The sequence below is a fragment of the Streptomyces sp. NPDC093546 genome, from assembly GCF_044765045.1.
In the GTDB taxonomy this organism is placed as follows: domain Bacteria; phylum Actinomycetota; class Actinomycetes; order Streptomycetales; family Streptomycetaceae; genus Streptomyces.
In genome coordinates, this window is sequence record NZ_JBIWJG010000004.1 from 156,457 (window position 1) to 179,453 (window position 22,997).

The 22,997-nt window shown below is 72.8% G+C and carries 22 protein-coding genes; 7 read left to right on the forward strand and 15 right to left on the reverse strand.

Going from position 1 to position 22,997, the window contains the following annotated elements:
* Nucleotides 1–79: 79 nt before the first annotated feature.
* The 4 genes from ACIRNI_RS10380 to ACIRNI_RS10395 form a co-directional block, all read right to left on the reverse strand.
* The gene (locus ACIRNI_RS10380) at nt 80–1,264 is read right to left on the reverse strand and encodes an ARPP-2 domain-containing protein (protein ID WP_403550146.1); all 1,185 of its coding nucleotides are present in this window, start codon (nt 1,262–1,264) and stop codon (nt 80–82) included.
* Nucleotides 1,261–2,682 (reverse strand): hypothetical protein, encoded by a 1,422-nt coding sequence (locus tag ACIRNI_RS10385; protein ID WP_403550148.1) that lies wholly within the window; start codon nt 2,680–2,682, stop codon nt 1,261–1,263. The genes ACIRNI_RS10380 and ACIRNI_RS10385 overlap by 4 nt, the downstream gene beginning before the upstream one ends.
* A gap of 161 nt (nt 2,683–2,843) precedes the next feature.
* Entirely contained in the window at nt 2,844–3,539 is a 696-nt protein-coding gene (locus ACIRNI_RS10390; protein WP_403550149.1) for a hypothetical protein, read from the reverse strand.
* 101 nt (nt 3,540–3,640) lie between these two features.
* A complete protein-coding gene (locus tag ACIRNI_RS10395) occupies nt 3,641–4,003 on the reverse strand; it encodes an arsenate reductase family protein (protein ID WP_403550151.1) in 363 nt (120 codons plus the stop codon).
* A gap of 168 nt (nt 4,004–4,171) precedes the next feature.
* Between ACIRNI_RS10395 and ACIRNI_RS10400 the strand changes: the two genes are divergently transcribed.
* Nucleotides 4,172–4,447, forward strand: a complete 276-nt coding sequence (locus ACIRNI_RS10400; protein WP_403550153.1) for a hypothetical protein — start codon at nt 4,172–4,174, stop codon at nt 4,445–4,447.
* 81 nt (nt 4,448–4,528) lie between these two features.
* Nucleotides 4,529–5,707: a winged helix DNA-binding domain-containing protein gene (locus tag ACIRNI_RS10405; protein WP_403550155.1), complete on the forward strand. Its 1,179-nt coding sequence runs from the start codon at nt 4,529–4,531 to the stop codon at nt 5,705–5,707.
* Between the two features lie 119 nt (nt 5,708–5,826).
* Here the strand turns inward: ACIRNI_RS10405 and glnA are convergent, their stop codons facing one another.
* Complete coding sequence (gene glnA / locus ACIRNI_RS10410; RefSeq protein WP_403550157.1) at nt 5,827–7,236, reverse strand: type I glutamate--ammonia ligase; 1,410 nt, start codon at nt 7,234–7,236, stop codon at nt 5,827–5,829.
* 209 nt (nt 7,237–7,445) lie between these two features.
* On the opposite strand from glnA, the gene ACIRNI_RS10415 reads away from it, so the two are divergent.
* Nucleotides 7,446–7,913, forward strand: a complete 468-nt coding sequence (locus ACIRNI_RS10415; RefSeq protein ID WP_403550159.1) for an RDD family protein — start codon at nt 7,446–7,448, stop codon at nt 7,911–7,913.
* A gap of 79 nt (nt 7,914–7,992) precedes the next feature.
* Here ACIRNI_RS10415 and ACIRNI_RS10420 read toward each other — a convergent pair whose 3' ends face one another.
* From ACIRNI_RS10420 to lipB, 4 genes are all read right to left on the reverse strand, one after another.
* Complete coding sequence (locus ACIRNI_RS10420) at nt 7,993–8,697, reverse strand: DUF4191 domain-containing protein (protein WP_355366611.1); 705 nt, start codon at nt 8,695–8,697, stop codon at nt 7,993–7,995.
* A 10-nt stretch (nt 8,698–8,707) separates the two neighbouring features.
* Nucleotides 8,708–8,959, reverse strand: coding sequence for a hypothetical protein (locus tag ACIRNI_RS10425; RefSeq protein WP_403550160.1), 252 nt, complete (start codon nt 8,957–8,959; stop codon nt 8,708–8,710).
* Between the two features lie 328 nt (nt 8,960–9,287).
* Nucleotides 9,288–10,241 carry a lipoyl synthase gene (gene lipA / locus ACIRNI_RS10430; protein WP_355366605.1) on the reverse strand — a complete coding sequence of 318 codons (954 nt, stop codon included), beginning with the start codon at nt 10,239–10,241 and terminating at the stop codon, nt 9,288–9,290.
* 130 nt (nt 10,242–10,371) lie between these two features.
* Nucleotides 10,372–11,184, reverse strand: coding sequence for a lipoyl(octanoyl) transferase LipB (lipB, locus tag ACIRNI_RS10435; RefSeq protein WP_403550162.1), 813 nt, complete (start codon nt 11,182–11,184; stop codon nt 10,372–10,374).
* 257 nt (nt 11,185–11,441) lie between these two features.
* Here lipB and ACIRNI_RS10440 point away from each other — a divergent pair, with 257 nt between their 5' ends.
* Entirely contained in the window at nt 11,442–12,896 is a 1,455-nt protein-coding gene (locus ACIRNI_RS10440; protein WP_403550163.1) for a regulator, read from the forward strand.
* 19 nt (nt 12,897–12,915) lie between these two features.
* Here the strand turns inward: ACIRNI_RS10440 and ACIRNI_RS10445 are convergent, their stop codons facing one another.
* Both ACIRNI_RS10445 and ACIRNI_RS10450 read right to left on the reverse strand, forming a co-directional pair.
* On the reverse strand, nt 12,916–14,298 hold the full coding sequence (locus ACIRNI_RS10445) for an NAD(P)/FAD-dependent oxidoreductase (protein ID WP_403550165.1): 1,383 nt from the start codon (nt 14,296–14,298) through the stop codon (nt 12,916–12,918).
* A gap of 250 nt (nt 14,299–14,548) precedes the next feature.
* A complete protein-coding gene (locus tag ACIRNI_RS10450) occupies nt 14,549–15,433 on the reverse strand; it encodes a TIGR01777 family oxidoreductase (RefSeq protein ID WP_403550167.1) in 885 nt (294 codons plus the stop codon).
* A gap of 44 nt (nt 15,434–15,477) precedes the next feature.
* Here ACIRNI_RS10450 and ACIRNI_RS10455 point away from each other — a divergent pair, with 44 nt between their 5' ends.
* Nucleotides 15,478–15,999, forward strand: coding sequence for a GNAT family N-acetyltransferase (locus ACIRNI_RS10455; RefSeq protein WP_403550168.1), 522 nt, complete (start codon nt 15,478–15,480; stop codon nt 15,997–15,999).
* Here the strand turns inward: ACIRNI_RS10455 and ACIRNI_RS10460 are convergent, their stop codons facing one another.
* Complete coding sequence (locus ACIRNI_RS10460) at nt 16,000–16,635, reverse strand: TetR family transcriptional regulator (RefSeq protein ID WP_403550169.1); 636 nt, start codon at nt 16,633–16,635, stop codon at nt 16,000–16,002.
* A 74-nt stretch (nt 16,636–16,709) separates the two neighbouring features.
* Here ACIRNI_RS10460 and ACIRNI_RS10465 point away from each other — a divergent pair, with 74 nt between their 5' ends.
* Nucleotides 16,710–17,480 (forward strand): SDR family NAD(P)-dependent oxidoreductase, encoded by a 771-nt coding sequence (locus ACIRNI_RS10465; RefSeq protein ID WP_403550171.1) that lies wholly within the window; start codon nt 16,710–16,712, stop codon nt 17,478–17,480.
* Between the two features lie 21 nt (nt 17,481–17,501).
* Here ACIRNI_RS10465 and ACIRNI_RS10470 read toward each other — a convergent pair whose 3' ends face one another.
* The gene (locus ACIRNI_RS10470) at nt 17,502–18,023 is read right to left on the reverse strand and encodes a DUF4240 domain-containing protein (RefSeq protein ID WP_355366617.1); all 522 of its coding nucleotides are present in this window, start codon (nt 18,021–18,023) and stop codon (nt 17,502–17,504) included.
* Nucleotides 18,024–18,134: 111 nt separating this feature from the next.
* Between ACIRNI_RS10470 and ACIRNI_RS10475 the strand changes: the two genes are divergently transcribed.
* Nucleotides 18,135–19,073, forward strand: coding sequence for an SDR family oxidoreductase (locus ACIRNI_RS10475; protein ID WP_403550173.1), 939 nt, complete (start codon nt 18,135–18,137; stop codon nt 19,071–19,073).
* Here ACIRNI_RS10475 and ACIRNI_RS10480 read toward each other — a convergent pair.
* Nucleotides 19,064–20,032, reverse strand: coding sequence for a helix-turn-helix transcriptional regulator (locus ACIRNI_RS10480; RefSeq protein WP_403550175.1), 969 nt, complete (start codon nt 20,030–20,032; stop codon nt 19,064–19,066). The two genes, ACIRNI_RS10475 and ACIRNI_RS10480, sit on opposite strands and share 10 nt — an antisense overlap.
* Nucleotides 20,033–20,092: 60 nt before the next feature.
* Nucleotides 20,093–22,786: a pyruvate dehydrogenase (acetyl-transferring), homodimeric type gene (gene aceE, locus ACIRNI_RS10485; RefSeq protein ID WP_403550177.1), complete on the reverse strand. Its 2,694-nt coding sequence runs from the start codon at nt 22,784–22,786 to the stop codon at nt 20,093–20,095.
* Between the last annotated feature and the right edge of the window lie 211 nt (nt 22,787–22,997).

Sequence of the window (22,997 nt, forward strand, 5' to 3'; positions counted from 1 at the left end):
GGCAACACGGGATTTCCCGGCCGTTGCCCGATTGTGAACCCCGTGTTACTCAGCTTTTCCGTTATATCTCTGATGTCCCCTACGTCTCGTGTGCCTTCACGCCGCGTGCGACGGCGTGCGCGTCGAGCAACGATCCGAACCCGGCGGCGCGGATCCGGGCCACCAGCTCGGCGTACCCGGTGCCGAGCGCCTCCGCCGTACGCCCCAGGTGCCAGTCGCAGTCCGCCAGCCGCCGCAGCAGGTAGCCGCGCCGGATCTGCTTCTCCGACAGCCGGAACGTCTTGAGGTAGGCCGTCCGCCCCTTGTGGTCGGTGATCAGCTCGCCGATGTGCTGCTCCTGCCCGCCGCCCCGCAGGAACGGCGGCAGGAAGCGGTACAGCGCGTACGGCCCCATCCGCCGCACCCGCTCGAAGGCGTACGGAGTCTGCAGCAGGTCCCGCGCCATGAGCCCGTCGTGCGCCTCCGTCCACGCCCGCTCCTGCGCCCGCGCCGCGGCCCGCAGATCGGCGAGCGTCCGCAGGCCGCCGGTGTCGTCGATGCGCGCGGTGAACTCCGGGACCGGCGCGCCGTACAGCGCGTACTGGTACACCGTCTCGCCGTACAGGTCCTCGATGAGGGAGGGGTGCAGGGCGCGGTAGTCGTCCGGGTGGGGGACGGCGAAGGCCGCGGCGAGCGCGTCCGCGGCGTACACCATCACCCCGCACTGGCCCGGGTGGATCTCGAAGACGCGCAGCGCCTCGGCGAGCCCCCGCACCTGCCGTCCGGCGTACGCGTCCTCCGCGCGCGGCGACAGGCCCTGGCGTACCGCCTGCCGGGACCACTCGTCCCACACGATGGACGGGCCACCGAAGTGCAGTGCCAGGTACCCCTCCAGTGCGAGGTGCAGCGGCAGGAAGCGGACCCGCTTCGCGCCCCGCTCGCCCTTGACCATGCGGTGGTGGCGCCGGACGGGGACGCAGGGTGGCGGCGGCTCGCCACCGGCGTCGTACGCGCCGAGCCGGGTGCCGTACGCCGCCGACTCGCCCGGCTGTCCTGTGCCGCCGGACCAGTCCGCCACGAGGCCGTGCGGGATGTACGACACGTACTCGGTGCGCGGCCCGACATCGACCACGCCGTAGCCGCCGTACCCGCCGTCTCCGCCGTGGACCTGCCGGTGCAGGCGCAGCCCCTCCAGCGGCTCCTCCCGCACCAGCGGTACGAGGCGGATCCCGCCCCACACCTGCGCGGGCCGGGCGGTCAGGCCCGCCAGATCGATCCGGGTCACGCTTCCGTCCCCTCCCTCGCCCGCAGGAACAGCTCCACCCGCCGGTCGAAGTACGCCCGCAGCTCCGCGAGCCCGGTGCGCCCCTCCGCGAACTGCGCCACCTCCACCAGGGCGGGCAGGTCCTCCGCGTCCCGGATCCCGGCCGTCGGCACGCTCGGCGCGAGACGCCGCACGTCGAAGCCGTCGGCGTCGTACACCGGGTTCAGATGCACCACGCTCGTACGCCGCTCCGGGTCCAGCCGGGTGCGCCAGACCCGCAGCACCTCGCCGGCCAGACCGGGCGGGGCGTTGTCCCACCCGTCCGAGACGATCACGAGCCGCTGCGGCTCCGCCTCCAGCGCGTCGAGGATCCGCGTACCGAGCGGCGTCGGACCCCAGGGCCGTACGAGCAGGGCGTCCGTGGAGCCCGAGGTCCACCGGGGCGTGTACGTCGTCGCCAGCGCCTCCAGCAGGAAGTGGCAGCCCAGCGCCACGGCGAGCGGGCGGCGCCGCTTCTCGCCGGAGCCGGACGCGGAGTAGCTGTCGTCGAGGACCGCCGCGACGCGCCCCCACGTACCGGCGTACGGCCCCGCCGCCCGGCGCGCCGCGGCGCGCAGCGCGCCCGTCAGCTCCGCGCGCCGCGCCACCCGCTCCTCGACGCCGAGCGACAGCGCGTACAGCGCCAGCCGGGTCAGCGGCATGCCGGTGAGATCCGCCGCCGGGCCGGTGCGCTGGGTGCGCAGCCGCTCCAGGCGGGTCATCCGGGGCGCGATCCGCTCCAGGAAGACCTCGCGCGGGATGCCGTGGCGGGCGGCGAAGCCCTCGGCGACGGTGAACGGCAGCTCGTAGACCGCCGCCTGCTCGTACCGGGCGCGGCGGTGCGCGTCCAGGAAGGCGTTGTCGTACCGGAGCCGGCCGCGGTGCTCGAACAGGAAGGCGCCCACCTCGTCGTCCGGCAGCCGGACATGGGCGTGGCGGGCGGCCGTCTTCATCCCGGCGCGGTACTTCACCGCGTCGTACGCCGGGTCGGGGCGGGCCGCCAGCCAGTCGCGCATGAGCGCGCGTGTGCGGCGGTTGTTGACCCGGGCGGCGCGCAGGGCGCGGAAGAGGCGGTAGACGCGCGGGGGAGGGAGCATGGCGAGCCGGGCCGCGATCAGCCGCCCCTCGGCGCGCTTGTCCACCGCGTCGCCCGCGTCGGCCGCCGTGCGGAGCAGCGCCTCGATGATGAGCGCGGCGTTGTGGTCGTTGACGTCGAGGGCGAGGGTGGCGGCGTAGAGGCGCCGGTAGTTGACCCGTACGTACTCGTGGAGGAAGGACAGCGACAGGCGCTGCTCCTGCGCGTCCGAGCGGAACTCGCGCTGGCCCGTCGCCGTCACGGCGGCGTTGACGAAGAGCAGCACGTCCTCGGCCGCGATGAGGTCGGAGAAGGTCTCCGCCATCGTCTCCCCCCGATGCGTACGAAAAGCCGGTGCCGGCCGGGGAATGAGGGCGCGAACAGCTGAATCATCGCTTCATAGGCAAGTCCCGGAAGTCGCGCCGGAGTCCCGCGGCCGGCCTCCGCAAGGTAACACCACGGGCGGAGTCGCGGCTCTGGGTTTTGTCAGCCCACGCGTTCGATCCGGGCCTTGCGGATCAGGAACTTGCCGGGCTCGCGGACCTGCTCGAACGCGGCGTTGTTCAGCAGGGCGCAGCTGCCGGAGGGGGCGGTGACCTCGACGGTGGTGGACTTGTCGTTGTCGAGGTTGGTCACCTTGAGCTTGGTGCCGATCGGGAACTGGTTGCTGGAGGCGGCGGGGGCGCCGCCCTCGCCGGACAGGGTCACCGTGGACCCGGCGCAGACGACCTCGCCGACGGCACCGCCGCCGCCCTGCTGCCCGGCTGCGGCTCCGGCTCCGGCGTTGGCACCGGCCCCCGCTTCCGCCCCGGCTCCCGTACCGGCGTTGGCACCGGCGCCCGGAGCCTGGCCGCCCGCCTGGGCGCCACCGGCGCCACCCGCACCACCCTTGCCGGCGGCGCTGCCCTGGCCCACCTCGCATCCCGAGGCGGCCTGCTTGCGTTTGATCTCCTCGATCACGGCCAGCCGGTTGGCGATGCGCGCCTCCGACTGGGCGTCAGGATTGGCGCGCTGACCGGCGATGAACTTCTCGTTGTTGCTCAGCGCGGTCGCGAGCCCGTCACAGGCGACGGACGCCTGGCTGGTCCCGGTCATCACCACCGCCGTACCGCCGGCCATCGCGACCGCGCCGATGAGGAGGGCGAGCTTCTTCTTCCCGCTGAGGGTCTTTCCGCGTGACACGTGGGGGCTCCTGTCCCCGGCCGCACGGGGAAGCGGCGGCCGGATCGGTTCCGTGTGTGCCCCTACGTACGAGTAGCAAGCGGAATCTGCTCAACCGCCTTTCAGGAACGGCGGATCGCGTCCCGCACCGCCTCGTCGGTCCGGCCCACCACCGCCGTGCCGTCGTCGGCCGTGATGATCGGACGCTGAATCAGCTTCGGGTGCTCCACCAGCGCCGTGATCCAGCGCTCACGCGCACCGGCGTCACGCGGCCACTCCTTCAGGCCGAGCTCCTTGGCGGCGGCCTCCTGGGTACGGGTGATGTCCCACGGCTCCAGGCCGAGCCGGTCCAGTACGTCGCGGATCTCGTCCGCGGAGGGCACGTCCTCCAGGTAGCGGCGGACGGTGTACTCGGCGCCCTCCTCGTCGAGCAGCTTCAGGGCGCCGCGGCACTTGGAACAGGCGGGATTGATCCAGATCTCCATGCCCGTCACCGTACCCGCCGGACCGCCGAAAGCCCTGGCGAAGCCCCCTGCGAAGCCCCCCGCGAAGCCCTGCCGGCCAGGGCCGATTGTCAGTGGTGGCCGGTAAAATTCAGGTAGTTCGTGAGGGCCCGGGGGAGGGCCCCCACACCCCGTACCAGGAGGTCGCCGATGGCTGTCGCCACGGTCCGGACACTGCCCCTCGAACCCTGGAAACCTCTGCAGAAGAAGCCACTGCCGGCGGGCCGGCCCCGCGAGTGGTACGTCTCGCACAACCGCCGCCTCAAGGCCATGCGCCTGGCGATCGCCCTGCTCGACTCGGGCGTCTACCACCCGTCCAAGGCCGACGACGACACGATACGCGGCACGGCGGAGCGCCTCGGCATGCACGCGCCGTCCGAGGCCACCTGCCGCATGGTGCGGACCCTGATCCGTTCCGGCCGCTGAGCCGCCGATCCGCCGCCCGTCGCCCGCCGCCCCTCCGGGGGCGGCGGGCCCCTGCCCCCGCCTGATCGGAGGTCCACCCGTATGACGAGCACCCGCCCCCGTATGACCGCCGAGGAGCGGCGCCGGCGCCTCGCCGTGCGCCACCACCTGGCGCCCGCCGCCCGCGCGGCCACGGCCGAGGAGGTGGCGCGCTCGCTCACCGCCCTGCACGGCACCGACCCGGCCACGGTGTACCTGGCGGTGGGCGCCCGGCTGGCCGATCCGGCCGGCCCGGTGGCCGCCATGGGGCGGGCGCTGTACGAGGACCGCACCCTGGTCCGTATGCACGGCATGCGCCACACCGTCTTCGTGGTGCCCACGGAGCTGGCGCCCGTCGTCCAGTCGTCCACCACGCACGCGGTCGCCGCCCGCGAAAGGGCCACGCTCGTCAAGCAGCTCACGGCCGGCAGCTCCCTCGACGAGGCCTGGCTGGCGGACGTCGAGGAGTCCACCCTCGCCGCCCTGGCCCGCCGCGGCGAGGCCACCGCCGCCGAACTGGCCGCCGAAGAGCCCCGGCTGCGGGAGCGGTTCGTGTACGCCCCCGGCACCGCGTACGAGACGAAGCAGAGCGTCTCCACGCGCCTGCTGCGGCTGCTCGGCACCGAGAACCGCGTCGTCCGCGCCCGCCCGCTGGGCTCCTGGACTTCCAGCCAGTTCCGCTGGGCGATCGCCCCCGCGCTGCCGGACCTCCCGCCCGCCGAGGCCCGGGCCGCGCTCGCCCGCCGGTGGCTGGAGGCGTACGGCCCGGCGACGGAGGCGGACCTCACGTGGTGGACGGGCTGGAAGGTCACGGACGTCCGCAAGGCCCTCCAGGCCGTCCAGGCGGTCGAGGTCGACCTCGACGACGGCACGACCGGCCACGTCCTGCCCGACGACACGTCCCCCACCGAAGCCCCGGCCCCCTGGGCGGCCTTCCTCCCGGCGCTCGACCCCACCCCCATGGGCTGGCGGCACCGCGACTGGTACCTCGACCCCGCCCACCGCCCCGAGCTCTTCGACCGCAGCGGCAACATCGGTCCCACCGTCTGGTGGAACGGCCGCGTGATCGGCGCCTGGGCCCAACGCCCGGACGGCGAACCGGTCTGGCGCCTCCTCACGGACCCGGGCACCGAGGCGGCCTCCGCCATCGAGGCGGAAGCGTCCCGCCTCCACACCTGGCTGAACGGCACGCGGGTCAGCCCCCGCTTCCGCACACCGTTGGAGCGCGCGCTGTCCGCGTGAGCCCGGGCTCACGCGACTCTCGCCGGGTGGTCACGAGTCCTCGCGGAACTCACGGCGAAGGCCGCCACCCCGGAGCGGGGTGGCGGCCTTCGCGTGGGATCCGCGGCCGGGAGACCGGCTTAGATGTCGAAGTACAGCTCGAACTCGTGCGGGTGCGGACGCAGCTGGATCGGGGCGATCTCCTTCGTGCGCTTGTAGTCGATCCACGTCTCGATCAGGTCGGACGTGAAGACGCCACCCGCCTGGAGGTACTCGTTGTCCTCCTCCAGCGCGTTCAGCACGGACGCGAGGTCGGTCGGGACCTGCGGGACGCCCGCGTGCTCCTCGGGGGCGAGCTCGTAGAGGTCCTTGTCGATCGGCTCGGCCGGCTCGATCTTGTTCTTGATGCCGTCGAGGCCCGCGAGCAGCAGGGCCGAGAAGGCCAGGTACGGGTTGGACGACGGGTCCGGGGCGCGGAACTCGACGCGCTTGGCCTTCGGGTTGGAGCCCGTGATCGGGATGCGCATCGCGGCGGAGCGGTTGCGCTGCGAGTAGACGAGGTTCACCGGGGCCTCGAAGCCCGGGACCAGGCGGTGGTAGGAGTTCACCGTCGGGTTGGTGAAGGCCAGCAGCGACGGGGCGTGCTTGAGGATGCCGCCGATGTAGTAGCGGGCGGTGTCCGAGAGGCCCGCGTAGCCCTGCTCGTCGTAGAAGAGCGGCTCGCCGCCCTGCCACAGGGACTGGTGGACGTGCATGCCGGAGCCGTTGTCACCGAAGATCGGCTTCGGCATGAAGGTCGCGGTCTTGCCGTTGCGCCAGGCGACGTTCTTCACGATGTACTTGAAGAGCATCAGGTCGTCGGCGGCGGCCAGCAGCGTGTTGAACTTGTAGTTGATCTCGGCCTGGCCGGCGGTGCCGACCTCGTGGTGCTGGCGCTCGACCTGGAGGCCGGACTTCTCCAGCTCCAGGGAGATCTCGGCGCGCAGGTCGGCGAAGTGGTCGACCGGCGGGGCCGGGAAGTAGCCGCCCTTGTAGCGGACCTTGTAGCCGCGGTTGTCCTCGAGGGCACCGGTGTTCCAGGCGCCGGCCTCCGAGTCGATGTGGTAGAAGCCCTGGTTCGCCGAGGTCTCGAAGCGGACCGAGTCGAAGACGTAGAACTCCGCCTCCGGGCCGAAGAACGCGGTGTCCGCGATGCCGGTGGAGGCCAGGTACGCCTCGGCCTTCTTGGCGATGTTGCGCGGGTCGCGGCTGTACTGCTCGCCCGTGATCGGGTCGTGGATGAAGAAGTTGATGTTCAGCGTCTTGTCACGGCGGAAGGGGTCCACCCGCGCGGTGGACAGGTCGGCGCGCAGCGCCATGTCCGACTCGTGGATGGCCTGGAAGCCGCGGATCGACGAGCCGTCGAAGGCGAGCTCCTCGGCCGGGTCGAACGCCGTCGCCGGGATCGTGAAGTGCTGCATCACACCCGGAAGGTCGCAGAACCGGACGTCGACCATCTTGACGTCGTTGTCCTTGATGAACTTCTTGGCTTCGTCGGCGTTCTGGAACATCCAACTCCTCCTACTCCCACCCAGGGAGGGGCGGGGTTGCAGCTCGGTCGTGAGGCCAGTGCGGTGGCACACGCTGGTTCTGACCCTAGGGACCCGGGATTTCTCGGGCATGACCCATTTGTTTCGGGAAAGTTAACCAGCGCGCGGGCGCGTAACACATCAAGGACCCGGGTCGAAGTGATCGAAAGCGGGCACAGTACCGTGGTCGCGTGGACAACAGGCAAGCAATCGGATCGTGGCTCTCCGGACCGCGGGCGGCCGCCGAGGAGATGGGCGCGGACTTCGGCTACCGGGGTGAGCGGCTCGGCCTGCCGCAGGAGGGGCCGGGCTCCATCGCCCCGCTCGGGCGGCGCTTCGGGGCCCTCTTCATCGACTGGACCCTGTGCCTCGTGATCGCATACGGGCTGATCGCGCCCGGTGACCAGACCAGGGCCGGCAACTGGGCCATCGCGGTGCTCTTCGTCCTCAACATGCTCACCGTCGGTACCGTCGGCAGCACCCCGGGCAAGCGCCTCCTCGGGCTGCGCGTCATCTCCGTCGAGGGCGAGCGGCTCGGCTTCCTGCGCGTGTGGCTGCGCAGCATGCTGCTCTGCCTCGCGATCCCCGCGCTGATCTGGGACCGCGACGGGCGCGGACTGCACGACCGGTTCTCCCGCGCCGTGCAGGTCCGGACCTGAGCCCCGAGCACACCGGATACGACGAAGGGCGCCCCACCGCCGTGGTGGGGCGCCCTTCGTCGTATCCGAAAGACCAGCGCTAGCGCATCCGGCCGCCGCGCGGCATCCGCATGCCCTTGGGCATCGGGCCCTTCGGCAGCGGCATGTTGCTCATCAGGTCGCCCAGCGCGCGCAGCCGGTCGTTGGCCTGCGTCACCTGCGGGCCCGAGAGCACCCGCGGCAGCTTCAGCAGGGTCACGCGCAGCTTCTTCAGCGGCACCTGGCCCTCGCCGGTGCCGACGATGACGTCGTGCACCGGGACGTCCACGACACGGGCCATCCGCTTCTTCTCGGCCGCCAGCAGCGGCCGCAGCCGGTTCGGGTTGCCCTCGCCGACCAGGACGATGCCGGCCTTGCCGACCGCCCGGTGGACCACGTCCTGGTTGCGGTTCATCGCCACCGCCGGGGTGGTCGACCAGCCGCGGCCCACGTTCTGCAGGACGGCGGCCGCCGCACCCGGCTGGCCCTCCATCTGCCCGAAGGCCGCCCGCTCGGCGCGCCGCCCGAAGACGATCGCCATCGCGAGGAAGGCCAGCAGGAAGCCGAGGATCCCGAGGTAGATCGGGTGGCCGATCAGGAAGCCGATCGCGAGGAGGACGCCGAAGACGACGATCCCCACGCCCGCGACGACAAGCCCGACCTTCGGATCGGCCTTTCGGGTCATCTTGTACGTCAGGGCGATCTGCTTCAGTCGCCCGGGGTTCGCAGCGGCGTCAGCGCTGTCTGAGTTTGCCTTCCTCGCCATGCTGTGAAGTTTACGTGGCGGAGGAAGTGCGGCCCGACACCGCCTCCAGTACGTGCTCGGCCTCGACCCGGTCGCGGGCCCGGCGGCGGTCCTCCAGGACCGACGTCCAGGCGTTGCGGCGGGCCGTGCGCTGGCCCGCGCCGAGCAGCAGCGCCTCCAGCGTGCGCAGGGCGCCGGTGACGGACGCGACGGACGTGACGGACTGGATCGACGGAACGGGCGGGAACGCGTGGGCTCGTACCTCGCGTACCTCGTGGGCCATGGTGTGGGTCCCCCTCGAAAGCGGTTCGTCGGGAGCGTGGGCGTGGGTGAGCACTGCGTGCCGTACGCGGACCGCGTGCTGTGTGCGGTGCGTGCGAACAGCATCACAGACTGGTGTTACCAAGGCATGGCGGGCCGGTCAAACAGCGGCGAAACGTTCCCGCCCCGTCCGGGCGGCGCCGCGCCCCTCCCCGGAAACGCGGACGCGGCCCGTACGGGCCCCGACCTGCGGGGACGTACGGGCCGCGGCGAAGCGGCATCCCAATCGGCCACTACCGGCCGGTAATCGCTTGTGCGCGGATTCACACGCCGCCGGCGTGCGGACGCGCTCAGGCGGCGGCTTCGCTCCGGCGCTCCATCGCCTGCTGGAACAGGCGGCCGGCGCGGTACGACGAGCGGACCAGCGGACCCGACATGACGCCCGAGAAGCCGATCTCCTCGGCCTCCTCCTTCAGCTCCACGAACTCGTGCGGCTTCACCCAGCGCTCCACCGGGTGGTGGCGCACCGTCGGGCGCAGGTACTGGGTGATGGTGATGAGCTCGCAGCCGGCGTCGTACAGGTCCTGCAGCGCCTCGCTGACCTCCTCGCGGGTCTCGCCCATGCCGAGGATCAGGTTCGACTTGGTGACCAGGCCGGCCGCGCGGGCCTCGGTGATCACCTTGAGGGAGCGCTCGTAGCGGAACGCCGGGCGGATCCGCTTGAAGATCCGCGGCACCGTCTCGACGTTGTGCGCCAGCACCTCGGGGCGGGCGGAGAAGACCTCGGCCAGCTGCTCGGGAACGGCGTTGAAGTCGGGAATCAGCAGCTCGACCTTGGTGCGGCCGGCGGCGCGGTCCGCCGTCTGCGCGTGGATCTGGCGCACGGTCTCCGCGTACAGCCAGGCGCCGCCGTCCTCCAGGTCGTCGCGCGCGACGCCGGTGATGGTGGCGTAGTTCAGGTCCATCGCGACGACCGACTCGCCCACACGGCGCGGCTCGTCACGGTCCAGCGCCTGCGGCTTGCCCGTGTCGATCTGGCAGAAGTCGCAACGCCGGGTGCACTGGTCACCGCCGATGAGGAAGGTCGCCTCGCGGTCCTCCCAGCACTCGAAGATGTTCGGACAGCCCGCCTCCTGGCAGACCGTGTGCAGTCCCTCGCTCTTGACGAGCTTCTGGAGCTGGTTGTACTCGGGGCCCATCTTCGCCCGGGTCTTGATCCACTCGGGCTTGCGCTCGATGGGGGTCTGGCTGTTCCGGACCTCCAGGCGCAGCATCTTGCGTCCGTCGGGTGCGACTGCGGACACGGCTGGCTCCTACGGCTTCGATTCCTCGGCGAACACCAGGGTACGCCCGATAAAAGTGTGGCCCCTTAGGGACTGCTGTGACGTCTGGCCAACCTCTGGCCAAGGCGCGGCATTCCCGCCGGTCGGGCCCCTACGCGGCCGCTGTGGCCCCGTCGGTCCGCTCGATGGCGCGCGGCTTCAGCTCCGCGTTCTCCAGCACGTCCCGCAGATGCTTCTCCGCCACCGGCAGGACGTCCGCGATCGTCAGCTCCCGGCCCAGCTCCTGCGCCAGTGACGTGACGCCCGCGTCGCGGATGCCGCACGGCACGATCCGGTCGAACCAGGTGTTGTCCGGGTTCACGTTCAGCGCGAAGCCGTGCATCGTCACGCCCTTGGCGACGCGGATGCCGATCGCCGCCAGCTTGCGGTCCTCGCGGCGCTGCCCGGCGTTGGACGGTGCGTACTCCGGGCCGTTCAGCCGTGGGTCGAACTCGTCGTCGTGCAGCCGGGGGTCGAAGTCCAGCGACAGCCCGCCGAGCGCCGGACGCTCTTGGACCGGGTCGCCCAGCACCCACACCCCGCTGCGGCCCTCGACCCGGGTGGTCTCCACGCCGAACTCGGCCGCCGTGCGGATCAGCGCCTCCTCCAGGCGGCGTACGTGCGCCACGACGTCCACCGGGCGCGGCAGCTTCATGATCGGGTAGCCGACGAGCTGACCGGGGCCGTGCCAGGTGATCTTGCCGCCGCGGTCCACGTCGACGACCGGCGTCCCGTCGAGGGGGCGCTCGTTCTCGGCCGTGCGCCGCCCCGCGGTGTAGACGGGCGGGTGCTCCAGCAGCAGGCAGGTGTCCGGGATCTCGTCCGCGAAGCGAGCGGCGTGGATCTCACGCTGCTTGTCCCACGCCTTCTGGTACTCGACGGCTTCCTCGCCGAATCCCAGCTGGACGAATCGCAGCTCACTCACGGCATACGCCTCCCTCTTGTGTGCGGATCGCGCCCTCGCCACTGTACGGCGGTGCCGGTCGTCGCGGTCGGGCAGGTCACCGCGCCCGCATCCCGGGCGGTGAGGCGTCAGTGCCGGGCCCAATCCTCACACGATCGGATGAATGTGGGGCGAAGGTGGCGGTACGGACGTCCTGGGCAGTTAAATTCGCGCCGTTCCGCCGTTCCAAAGGGGGTCTGCACCCCGCCCGTAAGGCAAGGCAGGAGACCGCACACCTGATGACGGATCGCCCCCCGCAGCGCACCCCCAACCGGCAGCTCGCCGCCCTCATCGCCGAGGCCGGCTTCTCCAACGCGGGTCTGGCCCGACGGGTCGACCAGCTCGGGCTCGAACACGGCCTCGACCTGCGGTACGACAAGACCTCGGTCACCCGCTGGCTGCGCGGCCAGCAGCCGCGCGGCACCACGCCCGCGCTGATCGCCGAGGTGTTCACCCGGCGCCTGGGCAGACGGCTCTCCGCCCAGGACCTCGGCCTCGACGCCTGCGCGCCCGTCTACGCCGGGCTGGAGTTCGCGGCCACGCCCGAAGAGGCCGTCGACATCGTCAGCGGCCTGTGGCGCAAGGACTCCGGCAGTCACGCCGAGCTCCGCAAGATCGCCTTCACCCCGGCCGGGCTCGTCGTCCCCAGCCGCGACTGGCTCATCGGCCGCGCCGACGAGCGCGTGGCCCGCGGCGAGCCCCCGCAGGCCCAGGCCCACGAACCCCGCGTGCCCGCCCAGGGGCGCGCCTCCGTGCCCCGCCAGCGCACCACCGACCGGGCCCCCGGCCAGCGCGTCACCGGCGGCGACATCGCCGCCCTGCGCTCCGTCGGCGAGCTCTTCCGCAGCCTCGACCACGCGTACGGCGGCGGCCACGCCCGCCAGGCCCTCGTCCGCTACCTGGAGCACGAGGCCGAACCCATGCTGCGCGGTGTCTACGGCGAGGCCGTCGGCCGCCGGCTGTTCGCCGCGGCCGCCGACCTCACCCGGCTCGCCGGCTGGACCTCGTACGACATCGCCGCCCACGGACTCGCCCAGCGGTACTTCGTGCAGGCCCTGCGGCTCTCCCAGGCCGCCGGCGACCGCGCCTACGGCAGTTACGTCCTGATCACCATGAGCCGCCAGGCCGTCTACCTCTCCCACGGGCGCGAGGCCGTGCAGCTCGCGCGCGTCGCCCAGCAGGGCGTCGGCTCCGCCGCGCCGCCCGTCGTCCAGGCGCTGCTGCACGCCGTCGAGGCCCGCGGCCACGCAGTCCTCGGCGAGGTCCGGGCCTGCACCGCCGCGCTCGTACGCGCCGAGCGGGCGCTCGAAGGGGCCCGGCCCGGCGACGACGTGCCGTACTGGGCGCGGTTCTACGACGAGGCGGAGCTCGCCGACGACGCCGCGCACTGCCACCGCGACCTCCAGCAGTACCGCGCCGCCGTCCAGCACGCGGAACGCGCCCTCCAGCTGCGCGCCCCCGCCTTCGCCCGCAGCCGCCTGTTCTGCCGCGTCGTCCTCGCCACCTCCCGCCTCGGCCTCGGCGAGCTCGACCAGGCGTGCGCGCTGGGGGCCGAGGCCGCCCAGCAGGCGTCGGAGATCCGCTCCGCCCGCGCCGTCGAGTACGTGCGCGAATTCGAACGCCGGCTGGAGCCGTACAAGGACGCCGTGGCCGTACGCACCTACCGCGACCGGATCGGCGCCATGGGCCTCTGAGGCCGGACCTCGTGGGGTGTCACGCGGCCGCGCGGCTCTCCTCCTCCGCCAGCCGGTCGTCCCCCGGCCGGCCACCCGGGACACCCAGGTCCCGCATCACCGCCTGAGCGGCGCGGCGGCCCGACGACAGCGCCCCCTGCACGGTGCCCGCGTCGCGGTGGTCGCCGCACACGTACAGCCCCGCCAGCAGCCGTACGGGCCGGCGCGGATCGTGCGGAGGCGGCATCGCCGGAACGGCCTCCGGATCGTGGTGCACCGCCAGCAGCTCCCAGTCCGCCGTGCCCACGCCGTACAACCCCGCCAGCTGGCTGCGCACCCGCTCCTCCAGGCCCTCCGGCGGCACACCGAGCACCGTCGAGGACACCAGCACCCGGCCCTCCGGCGCCCGCGACGGATCCACCTCGCTCATCACCGCGGTGTACGCCACCGGGCCCGTGCGGTCCGCGTCCAGCAGCAGCGCCGCCGGTTCGGCCGCCGGAGGCGCGGGCGCCGTGTGGTGCACCACCGTCACCGGGTGGAAGTCCGGCACCCGCAGACCCGGCAGCAGCTCGGCGGCGGCGCGGGCGCCGGTGGCCACCAGCAGCGAACGGCACGCCAGCTCGCCGTGCTCGGCGGTCACCACCCGGTTGATCGACGCGTCCTTGACGTGGACACCCGTCTTCACCGTGCCCGGCGGCAGCGCGGCCGCCAGGCGCTCCGGCAGCGTCGCCGCACCCCCCGCCGGCACGCACAGCCGCCCCCGCGCGAAACCACGCAACGCCAGATCGGCCGCCCTGCTGGAAGTGGCCGTGAGGTCCGGATCGCTCAGCAGCGCCGAGAGCAGCGGCCGCAGGAACCGGTTCACCGTACGCGGCGGCAGCCCGCGCCCCGCCGCGCCCGCCCCCGGCGCCTGCGCCGCCGACAACTCCCGCCGGGCCAGCAGCCGCGACGTCGGCGTCGTCGCCAGCCGCCCCAGCGCCGCGCCCAGCCGCGCCTGGTCCAGCGTGCGGGGCGCGTTCGCCAGGGCCCGCGCCCGCGTGAACGCACCACCCCTGGCGCCCCCCGCGTCCAGGAGCTCGGCCGTGCGCAGCTCCACGGCACGCGCCTCGCCGGCACGGGCCGACGCCATCCGGTGCAACCTGCCGTCGCTGTGCACCACGACCCCGGGCCGGAACGCCCGCAGCCCGGCGCCGTCAAGCCCCGGCACCCGGCGCAGCTCCGGACAGGCCGTACTGAGCAGCGGCCCGATCCGGTCGAGCCGGAACCCGTCGACGTCCTCGGTACCCATCCGTCCCCCGACCCGAGGGGCGGCCTCCAGAACACTGACCGTCAGTCCTGCGCTGACCAGCTGATGAGCCGCGGCCAGACCCGCGAGCCCGGCTCCTACGATCACGACGTCCGCGTGCTGCTCCTGCTTGAGCACGTGTCCCTCCCCGGGATGGCGGTTCGGTGCGTGGGGGGCTCATGCCCTCAACGGGGCGACGGAATGCCCGAGTCGGGCCCGAGCGTAGGAGCCCCGACACCTACCGGTCAGTCGCGCGCACGGGGGTTCACCGGTGCACAGGGGTCGCACGGCTTGTTTTGCAGGGCTCGGTTCGCCTTTGGTGCTCGGGGGAAGGGCGGAGGCGCGGCAGGGCTCGCCAGTGGGTCACGGGCGAGAGCAGGCGGGATGTTCACGCCGCCGCGATCGCGCCGTCGATCGTCGGGAACGCGAAGCGGAAGCCCGACTCCAGCAGGCGGCCCGGCAGGACCCGCTGGCTGCCCAGGACGTCCGCCGCGAAGTCGCCGAGGGCGATCCGCAGGGCCGGGGCCGGGACGTGGAGGAAGGCCGGGCGGCGCAGGACGCGGGCCATCGCGGAGGTGACCTCGCGGTTGGTGACGGGTTCCGGGGCGGTCAGGTTCACCGGGCCGGAGAGCGACTCGGTGTCGAGGATGTGGCGCAGTGCCGCCACCTCGTCGTGCAGGGCGATGAAACTCCAGTACTGGTGCCCCGAGCCCAGCCGGCCGCCCAGGCCCGCGCGGAACAGCGGGAAGAGGCGCCCCCACGCGCCCCCCTCGCGGGCGACGACCAGGCCGGTACGGGCGTAGGCGACGCGGATGCCCGCCTCCTCGGCCGCCGCCGCGGCCTCCTCCCACTCGACGCAGACGGACGGCAGGAAACCGTCGCCCGCGGGCGCCGTCTCGTCCACCGCGCGCGTGCCGGTGTCCCCGTAGTAGCCGAGCGCCGTGCCGCACAGCAGCACCCTGGGCGGGGTGTCCAAGGAGGCGACGGCCTCGGCGATCGCCGCCGTGCCGAGCACCCGGCTGTCGCGGATCTCCCGCTTGTAGCCCTCCGTCCAGCGGCGCTCGCCGACGCCCGCGCCCGCGAGGTGGACGACGGCGTCGCAGCCGACGAGCCCCGCCGCGTCGACGTACTGGCGCCGCGGGTCCCACTCCACCTCGTCGCCGGCGCGCGCCGGGCGGCGGACGAGGCGGACGACGTCGTGGCCGTCCGCGCGCAGCGAGCGGAGGAGGGCGGAGCCGATGAGCCCGGTGGAGCCGGTGATGGCGATACGCATGGGCCCATCCTGCCCCGGGAGAGCCGCATGGCACAGTGACCACCATGACCGACTCGCACGCCCGTACGCCCCCGCGCATCCGTACCGCCCGGGCGGCCGACGCCGAGCCGCTCGGCGAGCTGGACCGGGCCGTCTGGTCGCCGCTGCACGCCGTACAGCCGAGGCCGCAGCCGCCGTACGACCCGTTCTTCGACTCCAACCACCGCCCCGACGACTACCTGGTCGCCGAGGCGGAGGACGGCCGCCTGGCCGGATACATACGGATCGTGCCCCCCACCCGCCTCGCCTGCAACGCGCACGTGCGGCAGATCCAGGGACTCGCCGTCGCCGCGTGGGCGCGCGGTGCCGGGGTCGGGCGGGCGCTGCTGCGCGCGGCGTTCGACGAGGCCCGCCGCCAGGGCGCCGTCCGCATGACGCTGCGGGTCCTCGGCCACAACACGCCCGCGCGCCGGCTGTACGAGGCGGAGGGCTTCGCCGTCGAAGGGGTCCTGCCCGGCGAGTTCCACCTGGACGGGCGGTACGTCGACGACGTCCTCATGGGGCGCGGCCTGCTCGGCGGGCGCTGATCAGCGAGGGCTGAACAGCCGTACCCCGCCCGTCAGTTCGCGCAGGCACCGCGCCGCGAGCGGGGCGGCCTCGTGCGGCGGCGCCTCCGTCTGCGCCCATGCCTCCAGCGCCACCCGGATCGCGTCCGTCGCCGCGGCCGCCGCGAGCCGCACCTCCAGCGGGTCCGCGTCCTCGCCCGCGAGCGCGGCCAGCACGGGCCGCAGCCGCTCCTCGGACTCCTGGTTGGCGCGGTACCAGACCGCCCGCAGCGCCGGGTCCCCGGCGGCCGCGCGCAGCAGCCCGCGCGTCCAGCGCAGCCCCTCGGCCGCCGCCTCGTCCGGTACGGACAGGGCCTCGGTGATCGACCGCTCCAGTGCCTCCCGCAGGGGTACGGCGCCGGGTTCGGCCGCCGCGAGGCGCGCGCGCCAGCGCTCGGCGCCGCCGGCGAGGAGCGGCGCCACGGCGTCCTGCTTGTTGCGGAAGTAGCGGTAGAAGGTGCGCAGCGCGACCCCCGCCCGGTGGGCGATCTCCTCGGCCGTGGTGCCGTCCGGGCCGCGCTCGGCGAAGAGCTCCGCCGCGGCGCGGGCGATGTCGAGCTGGGTCGCGGCCTTGCGGCGCTCGGTCAGCGAGAGGGGCCTGGGGGGTGTGGTGCTCATCGGGAGCCAGCGTACGTCGGACCGCCGCCGGCATCGTGATGGCAAAACGTGCCACTGCGGCGTACGGTGACAGCATGAAGCGCTATGAGAACCGCCGCGTCCTCGTCACGGGCGCCGGCTCCGGCATCGGCCGGGCCACCGTCCAGCGGATACTCGCCGAGGGCGGCCGCGTCTTCGCCGTGGACGTCGACGAGACCGGGCTCAAGGAGACGTACGCGAAGGCCGCCGGAGCCGGCCACGCGGACCGGCTCACCACCGCCCTCCTGGACGTCTCCGACGAGGCCGCCGTGCGCGCCGGGGTCGCCGCCGCGACCGGCACCCTCGGCGGCCTGGACGTGCTCGTCAACGCCGCCGGGATCCTGCGCTCGGAGCACACCCACAAGACGACGCTCGACTGCTTCAACCGGGTCATCGCGGTCAACCTCACCGGCACCTTCCTGATGATCCGCGAGGCCCTGCCGGCGCTGCTCGACGGCGACCGCCCGGTCGTCGTCAACTTCTCGTCGACGTCGGCGAGCTTCGCCCACCCCTACATGGCGGCGTACGCGGCCTCCAAGGGCGGCATCCAGTCGATGACCCACGCCATCGCGAGCGAGTACAGCAAGCAGGGCCTGCGCGCGGTGTGCGTGGCCCCCGGCTCCATCGCCTCCGGCATGACCACCGGCACCGGCCCCGGCCTGCCCGACGACGCCGACATGAGCCTCTTCGCCAAGCTGGCCCCCGCCATCGGGCAGGGCTTCGCCGGCCCCGAGACCGTCGCCGGGGTCGTCGCGATGCTCGGCTCCGAGGACGGCGCCTTCATCACCGGCACCGAGATCCGCATCGACGGCGGCACCCACTTCTGACCCGCGGGCCGGCGGCGCGGCTCACAGGCCGCCGAAGCGCTCCCAGAGCCGGGGGAAGCGCTCCTCCAGCGCCGCGTCGTCGTCGAAGTCGAACGGCGTGCCCTCCGGCTCCGGCGGCTGGGGCGGAGTGCCCAGGTCCGGAGCGACCGTCCCGGTCAGCTGCTCGTACGCCTCGTCCGCCGCGTACCCCAGCTCCTCGCCGTCCCCGTCGATCTCCTCGTCGAACTCGTCGAGGAGCTCGGCGAGCGCGTCCGGGTCGTGCACCGCGCCCTCGAACACCTCCCGGCCCTGGCCGATCAGCCAGCAGCGGAAGTAGTCGAAGGCGTCGTCGCTCGCACCGCCCAGCAGGACGGCGGCCGCGCCCCACAGGTCCCAGGTGTAGGCGCGGTTGTAGCGCGCCTCGAAGTGCCGGGCGAAGTCCAGCACGGAGTCGGGGTCGAGCTGCAGCAGTCTCTCCACCAGCAGTTCCGCGTGGTCCTCGGGGTCGCCCTCGGCGGCCTCGCGGGTGGTGTCGATGATCTCCCAGAACTCCGTTTCGTCCATCACGGGACCAGCATCCCGGGCGGCGGACGGCGGCGCACGCCGAACGGCCGAAAGGAACGGCCGAAAAGAATCCGGACAGCAGGTGTCGCCTTTCGCTGTCACCGTCGACGTATGACGACAACGCACAAGGACAACGACAAGCCGCTCGCCGGGAAGATCGCCCTCGTCGCGGGCGCCACGCGCGGCGCGGGCCGCGCCGTCGCCGTCGAACTCGGCGCCGCGGGCGCCACCGTGTACGTCACCGGTCGCACCACCCGTACGAACGTCAGCGAGGTCGGCCGGGCCGGGGAGACCATCGAGCAGACCGCCGAACTGGTCACCGCGGCCGGCGGCGAGGGCATCGCCGTACCCACCGACCACCTCGTCCCCGAACAGGTCCGGGCGCTGGTCGCGCGCATCGACGAGGAGCACGGACGGCTCGACATCCTGGTCAACAGCCTCTGGGGCGGCGACCACCTGCTGAAGTTCGGCGTCAAGATGTGGGACACGGATCTGGCGGCCGGGCTGCGCATGCTGGACCTCGGCATCCGCAGCCACGCCATCACGAGCAGCTGCGCACTGCCGCTGCTCGTGCGCCACCCGGGCGGGCTGGTCGTCGAGATGACGGACGGAACGGCCGAGTACAACACCCCGCGCTTCCGCGAGAACTTCTTCTACGACCTCGCCAAGACCACCCCTCTCCGCATGGCGTTCGCCCTCTCCGCGGACCTGGAGGACGTGGGAGGGACGGCGGTGGCGCTCACTCCGGGATTCCTGCGCTCGGAGGAGATGCTCGACGCCTTCGGCGTACGGGAGGACAACTGGCGCGACGGCACGAAGAAGGACCCGCACTTCGCCATCGCCGAGTCGCCCGCGTACGTCGGCCGGGCCGCCGCCGCCCTCGCCGCCGACCCCGACCGGCACCGGTGGAACGGTCAGTCGCTCTCCAGCGGCCAGCTGGCCAAGGTGTACGGCTTCACCGACACGGACGGCTCGCAGCCCGACGCCTGGGGATACTTCATCGACGTCGTCCACGGCGGCAAGGAGGCGACCGTCGACGACTACCGGTAGAGGCGGCGCATCCGGTCCGCCGCCTCGGCGAACCGCTCCCGCAGCGAGGCCGGCTCCAGCACCTCCGCCTCCGGACCCAGCTGGAGGAGCTGGCTGTACGCGACCTCCTCCGACTCCACCCGGAGGGTGACCGTCACCCGGCCCTCCGCGTCCGGCGGACCGGCCGCCGCCAGCGCATCCTCGGCGGCGGCCCGGTCCGTCACCCGGGGCAGCCACCGCGCGCCCGCCTCCCCGAGCCGTACGACCACCTCCGTACGGAGCAGGGAGCGGGCGAACTCGGCCGCCCGCTCCTCCCAGAAGCCCGGCAGGTCGAACTCCTCGTCCCGTACGAACCGGTCGTCGCCGAGCGCCACGGCGGTGAACCGGTCCACCCGGTACACGCGGAAGGCCGCCTCCTCGGCGCGGGCACACAGGTACCAGACGCCCGCCTTGAGCACGAGCCCGTACGGCGCCAGCTCCCGGTCCACCTCGACCTCACCGCGGCGGTAGCGCGCCGAGACCAGCCGGTCGTCCCACACCGCCTCCGCGAGCGCCGGCAGCAGCTCCGGCGTCTCGGGCTCCTGGTACCACCCCGGCGCGTCGAGGTGGAAGCGCTGCGCCGCCGAGACGGGCGCGTCCCGCAGCGACGGCAGCAGCGCCGCCGACACCTTCAGCCGGGCCGCCGACGCCGCGTCGTCCAGCCCCATGTCCCGCAGCGCCCCCGGCACGCCCGACAGGAACAGCGCCTCCGCCTCACTGCGCGCGAGGCCCGTCAGACGCGTCCGGTAGCCGCCGATCAGCCGGTAGCCGCCCGTGCGGCCCCGGTCCGCGTACACGGGCACCCCCGCCTCCGACAGCGCCAGCGCGTCCCGCGTGATCGTCCGCTCCGACACCTCCAGCTCGCGCGCGAGCTCGGCGGCCGTCATGGAGGGGCGGGACTGGAGCAGGAGCACCATCTTGATCAGCCGGGCAGCGCGCATGGCCCCCATCATGCAAGAAGCCCCCCGCCGGAGCGGGGGGCTTCCTCAGCACACGGAGTCCTACAGGCCGTAGCGCTCGCGGGCGTCCTTCACGACCGAGGCCGGGACCTCGCCGCGCTTGGCCAGCTGGGCCAGGGCCGCGACCACGATGGACTGGGCGTCCACGCCGAAGTGGCGGCGGGCCGCCTCACGCGTGTCCGACAGGCCGAAGCCGTCGGCGCCGAGCGAGCTGTAGTCCTGCTCGACCCACTGCGCGATCTGGTCCGGGACCTGGCGCATGTAGTCGGTGACCGCGAGCACCGGGCCGGGGGCGTCGGCCAGCGCCTGGCGGACGTACGGCACCCGCTCCTCGCCGCGCAGGAGCGCCGCGTCGGCCTCCAGCGCGTCGCGCCGCAGCTCGGACCACGAGGTCGCGGACCACACGTCGGCGGTCACACCCCACTCGGCGGCCAGCAGCTCCTGGGCCTGAAGGGCCCAGTGGATCGCCGTGCCCGACGACAGCAGCTGGATGCGCGGCGCGTCGGCGGCGGGGGCGGTGCCCTCCTTGAACCGGTACAGGCCCTTGATGATGCCCTCGTCCACACCCTCCGGCTTGGCGGGCTGCGGCATCGGCTCGTTGTAGACCGTCAGGTAGTAGAAGACGTTCTGGTCCTCGCCCGGCGCGGTCTCGCCGTACATCCGGCGCAGACCCTCCTTGACGATGACCGCGACCTCGTACGCGAACGCCGGGTCGTACGTCAGCGCCGCCGGGTTCGTCGCCGCGATGACGGGGGAGTGGCCGTCGGCGTGCTGCAGGCCCTCACCGGTCAGGGTGGTACGGCCCGCCGTGGCGCCGACGAGGAAGCCGCGGCCGAGCTGGTCGCCGAGCTGCCACATCTGGTCGGCGGTCCGCTGCCAGCCGAACATCGAGTAGAAGATGTAGAACGGGATCATCGGCTCGCCGTGCGTGGAGTACGCGGTCGACGCGGCGATGAAGTCGGCCATCGAGCCGGCCTCGGTGATGCCCTCGTTGAGGATCTGGCCGTTCTTGGCCTCGCGGTAGTACATCAGCTGGTCGCGGTCGACCGGCTCGTACGTCTGCCCCTTCGGCGAGTAGATGCCGAGCGACGGGAACAGCGACTCCATACCGAAGGTGCGGGCCTCGTCCGGGACGATCGGGACCCAGCGCTTGCCGGTCTCCTTGTCGCGGATCAGGTCCTTCATCAGGCGGACGAACGCCATGGTCGTCGCGACCGACTGGGAGCCGGAGCCCTTGTCGAACGCGGCGAAGGCCTTGTCGGCCGGGGCCGGCAGCGGCGCCACCGGGTGGACGCGGCGGGCCGGGGCCGGGCCGCCGAGGGCCGCGCGGCGCTCCTGGAGGTAGCGGACCTCGGGGGAGTCGGCGCCGGGGTGGCCGTAGGGCACCTGGCCGTCGACGAACGCGGAGTCCGGGATCGGCAGGCCCAGCAGGTCCCGCATGTCCTTGAACTCCTCCACCGACAGCTTCTTCATCTGGTGGTTGGCGTTCTTGGACTCGAAGCCCTTGCCGAGCGTGAAGCCCTTCACCGTCTGGGCGAGGATCACCGTCGGCGCGCCCTTGTGGGAGAGGGCCGCCTTGTACGCGGCGAAGACCTTGCGGGACTCGTGGCCGCCGCGCGAGTGGTGGAAGCACTCGATGATCTTGTCGTCGGAGAGCAGCTTCGCCATCTCGACGAGCGCCGGCTCCTTGCCGAAGAAGTCCTCGCGGATGTAGGCCGCGTCACGCGTCTGGTACGTCTGGATCTGTGCGTCCGGTACCTCGCGCAGGCGGCGTACGAGCGCGCCGGTGGTGTCGAGCTGGAACAGCTCGTCCCAGGCGGTGCCCCACAGCGACTTCACGACGTTCCAGCCGGCGCCGCGGAACTGGGCCTCCAGCTCCTGCACGATCTTGAAGTTGGCGCGGACCGGGCCGTCGAGGCGCTGCAGGTTGCAGTTGATGACGAAGGTGAGGTTGTCGAGCTCCTCGCGGGCGGCGAGCGCGAGGGCCGCCGTCGACTCGGGCTCGTCCATCTCGCCGTCACCGAGGAACGCCCACACGTGGGAGTTCGAGACGTCCTTGATGTTGCGGTTGGTCAGGTAGCGGTTGAAGCGCGCCTGGTAGATCGCCGAGAGCGGGCCGAGGCCCATCGACACCGTCGGGAACTCCCACAGCCAGGGCAGGCGCCGCGGGTGCGGGTAGGACGGCAGGCCGTTGCCGCCGGACTCCTGGCGGAAGTTGTCCAGGTGCTGCTCGGTGAGGCGGCCGTCGAGGAAGGCGCGGGCGTAGATGCCGGGGGAGGCGTGGCCCTGGATGTAGAGCTGGTCGCCCGAGCCGTCGCCCTCCTTGCCGCGGAAGAAGTGGTTGAAGCCGGTCTCGTAGAGCCAGGCGGCGGAGGCGAAGGTGGCGATGTGGCCGCCGACGCCGTACTTCGCGCCGCGGGAGACCATGGCCGCGGCGTTCCAGCGGTTCCAGGCGGTGATCTTCGCTTCCATCGCCTCGTCGCCGTCGAAGCCGTACGCGGCCTCGGCGGCGGTCGGGATGGTGTTGACGTAATCGGTTTCGAGCAGCTTCGGCAGCGCGAGACCGGCGCCCTCGGCGCGCTCCAGGGTGCGGCGCATCAGGTACGCGGCGCGGTGCGGCCCGGCGGCCTTGGCGACGGCGTCGAGGGACGCCTGCCACTCGGCGGTCTCCTCGGGGTCGCGGTCCGGCAGCTGGTCGAGCTCGCTCGGCTGGATGCGGTTCGGGTCGGTCGTCATAATCGCCGCCTTCCGGAGTCGAAGGGGTGTGGAGCCCTTGGTCTTGGCAGGACAGGGCGAGGCGGACCTCTGTTGAAGTCCGCGGACGACTGTACGACCGTGATCGATGATCGATCAAAGTGTTCGGCGAAAAATCTTGCCCAGAACGCCAAAGTCGGCATCGGGTGCCACAAAAATGGGCACCCGGTGCCTTGTTTTCGCAGGTAGGCAG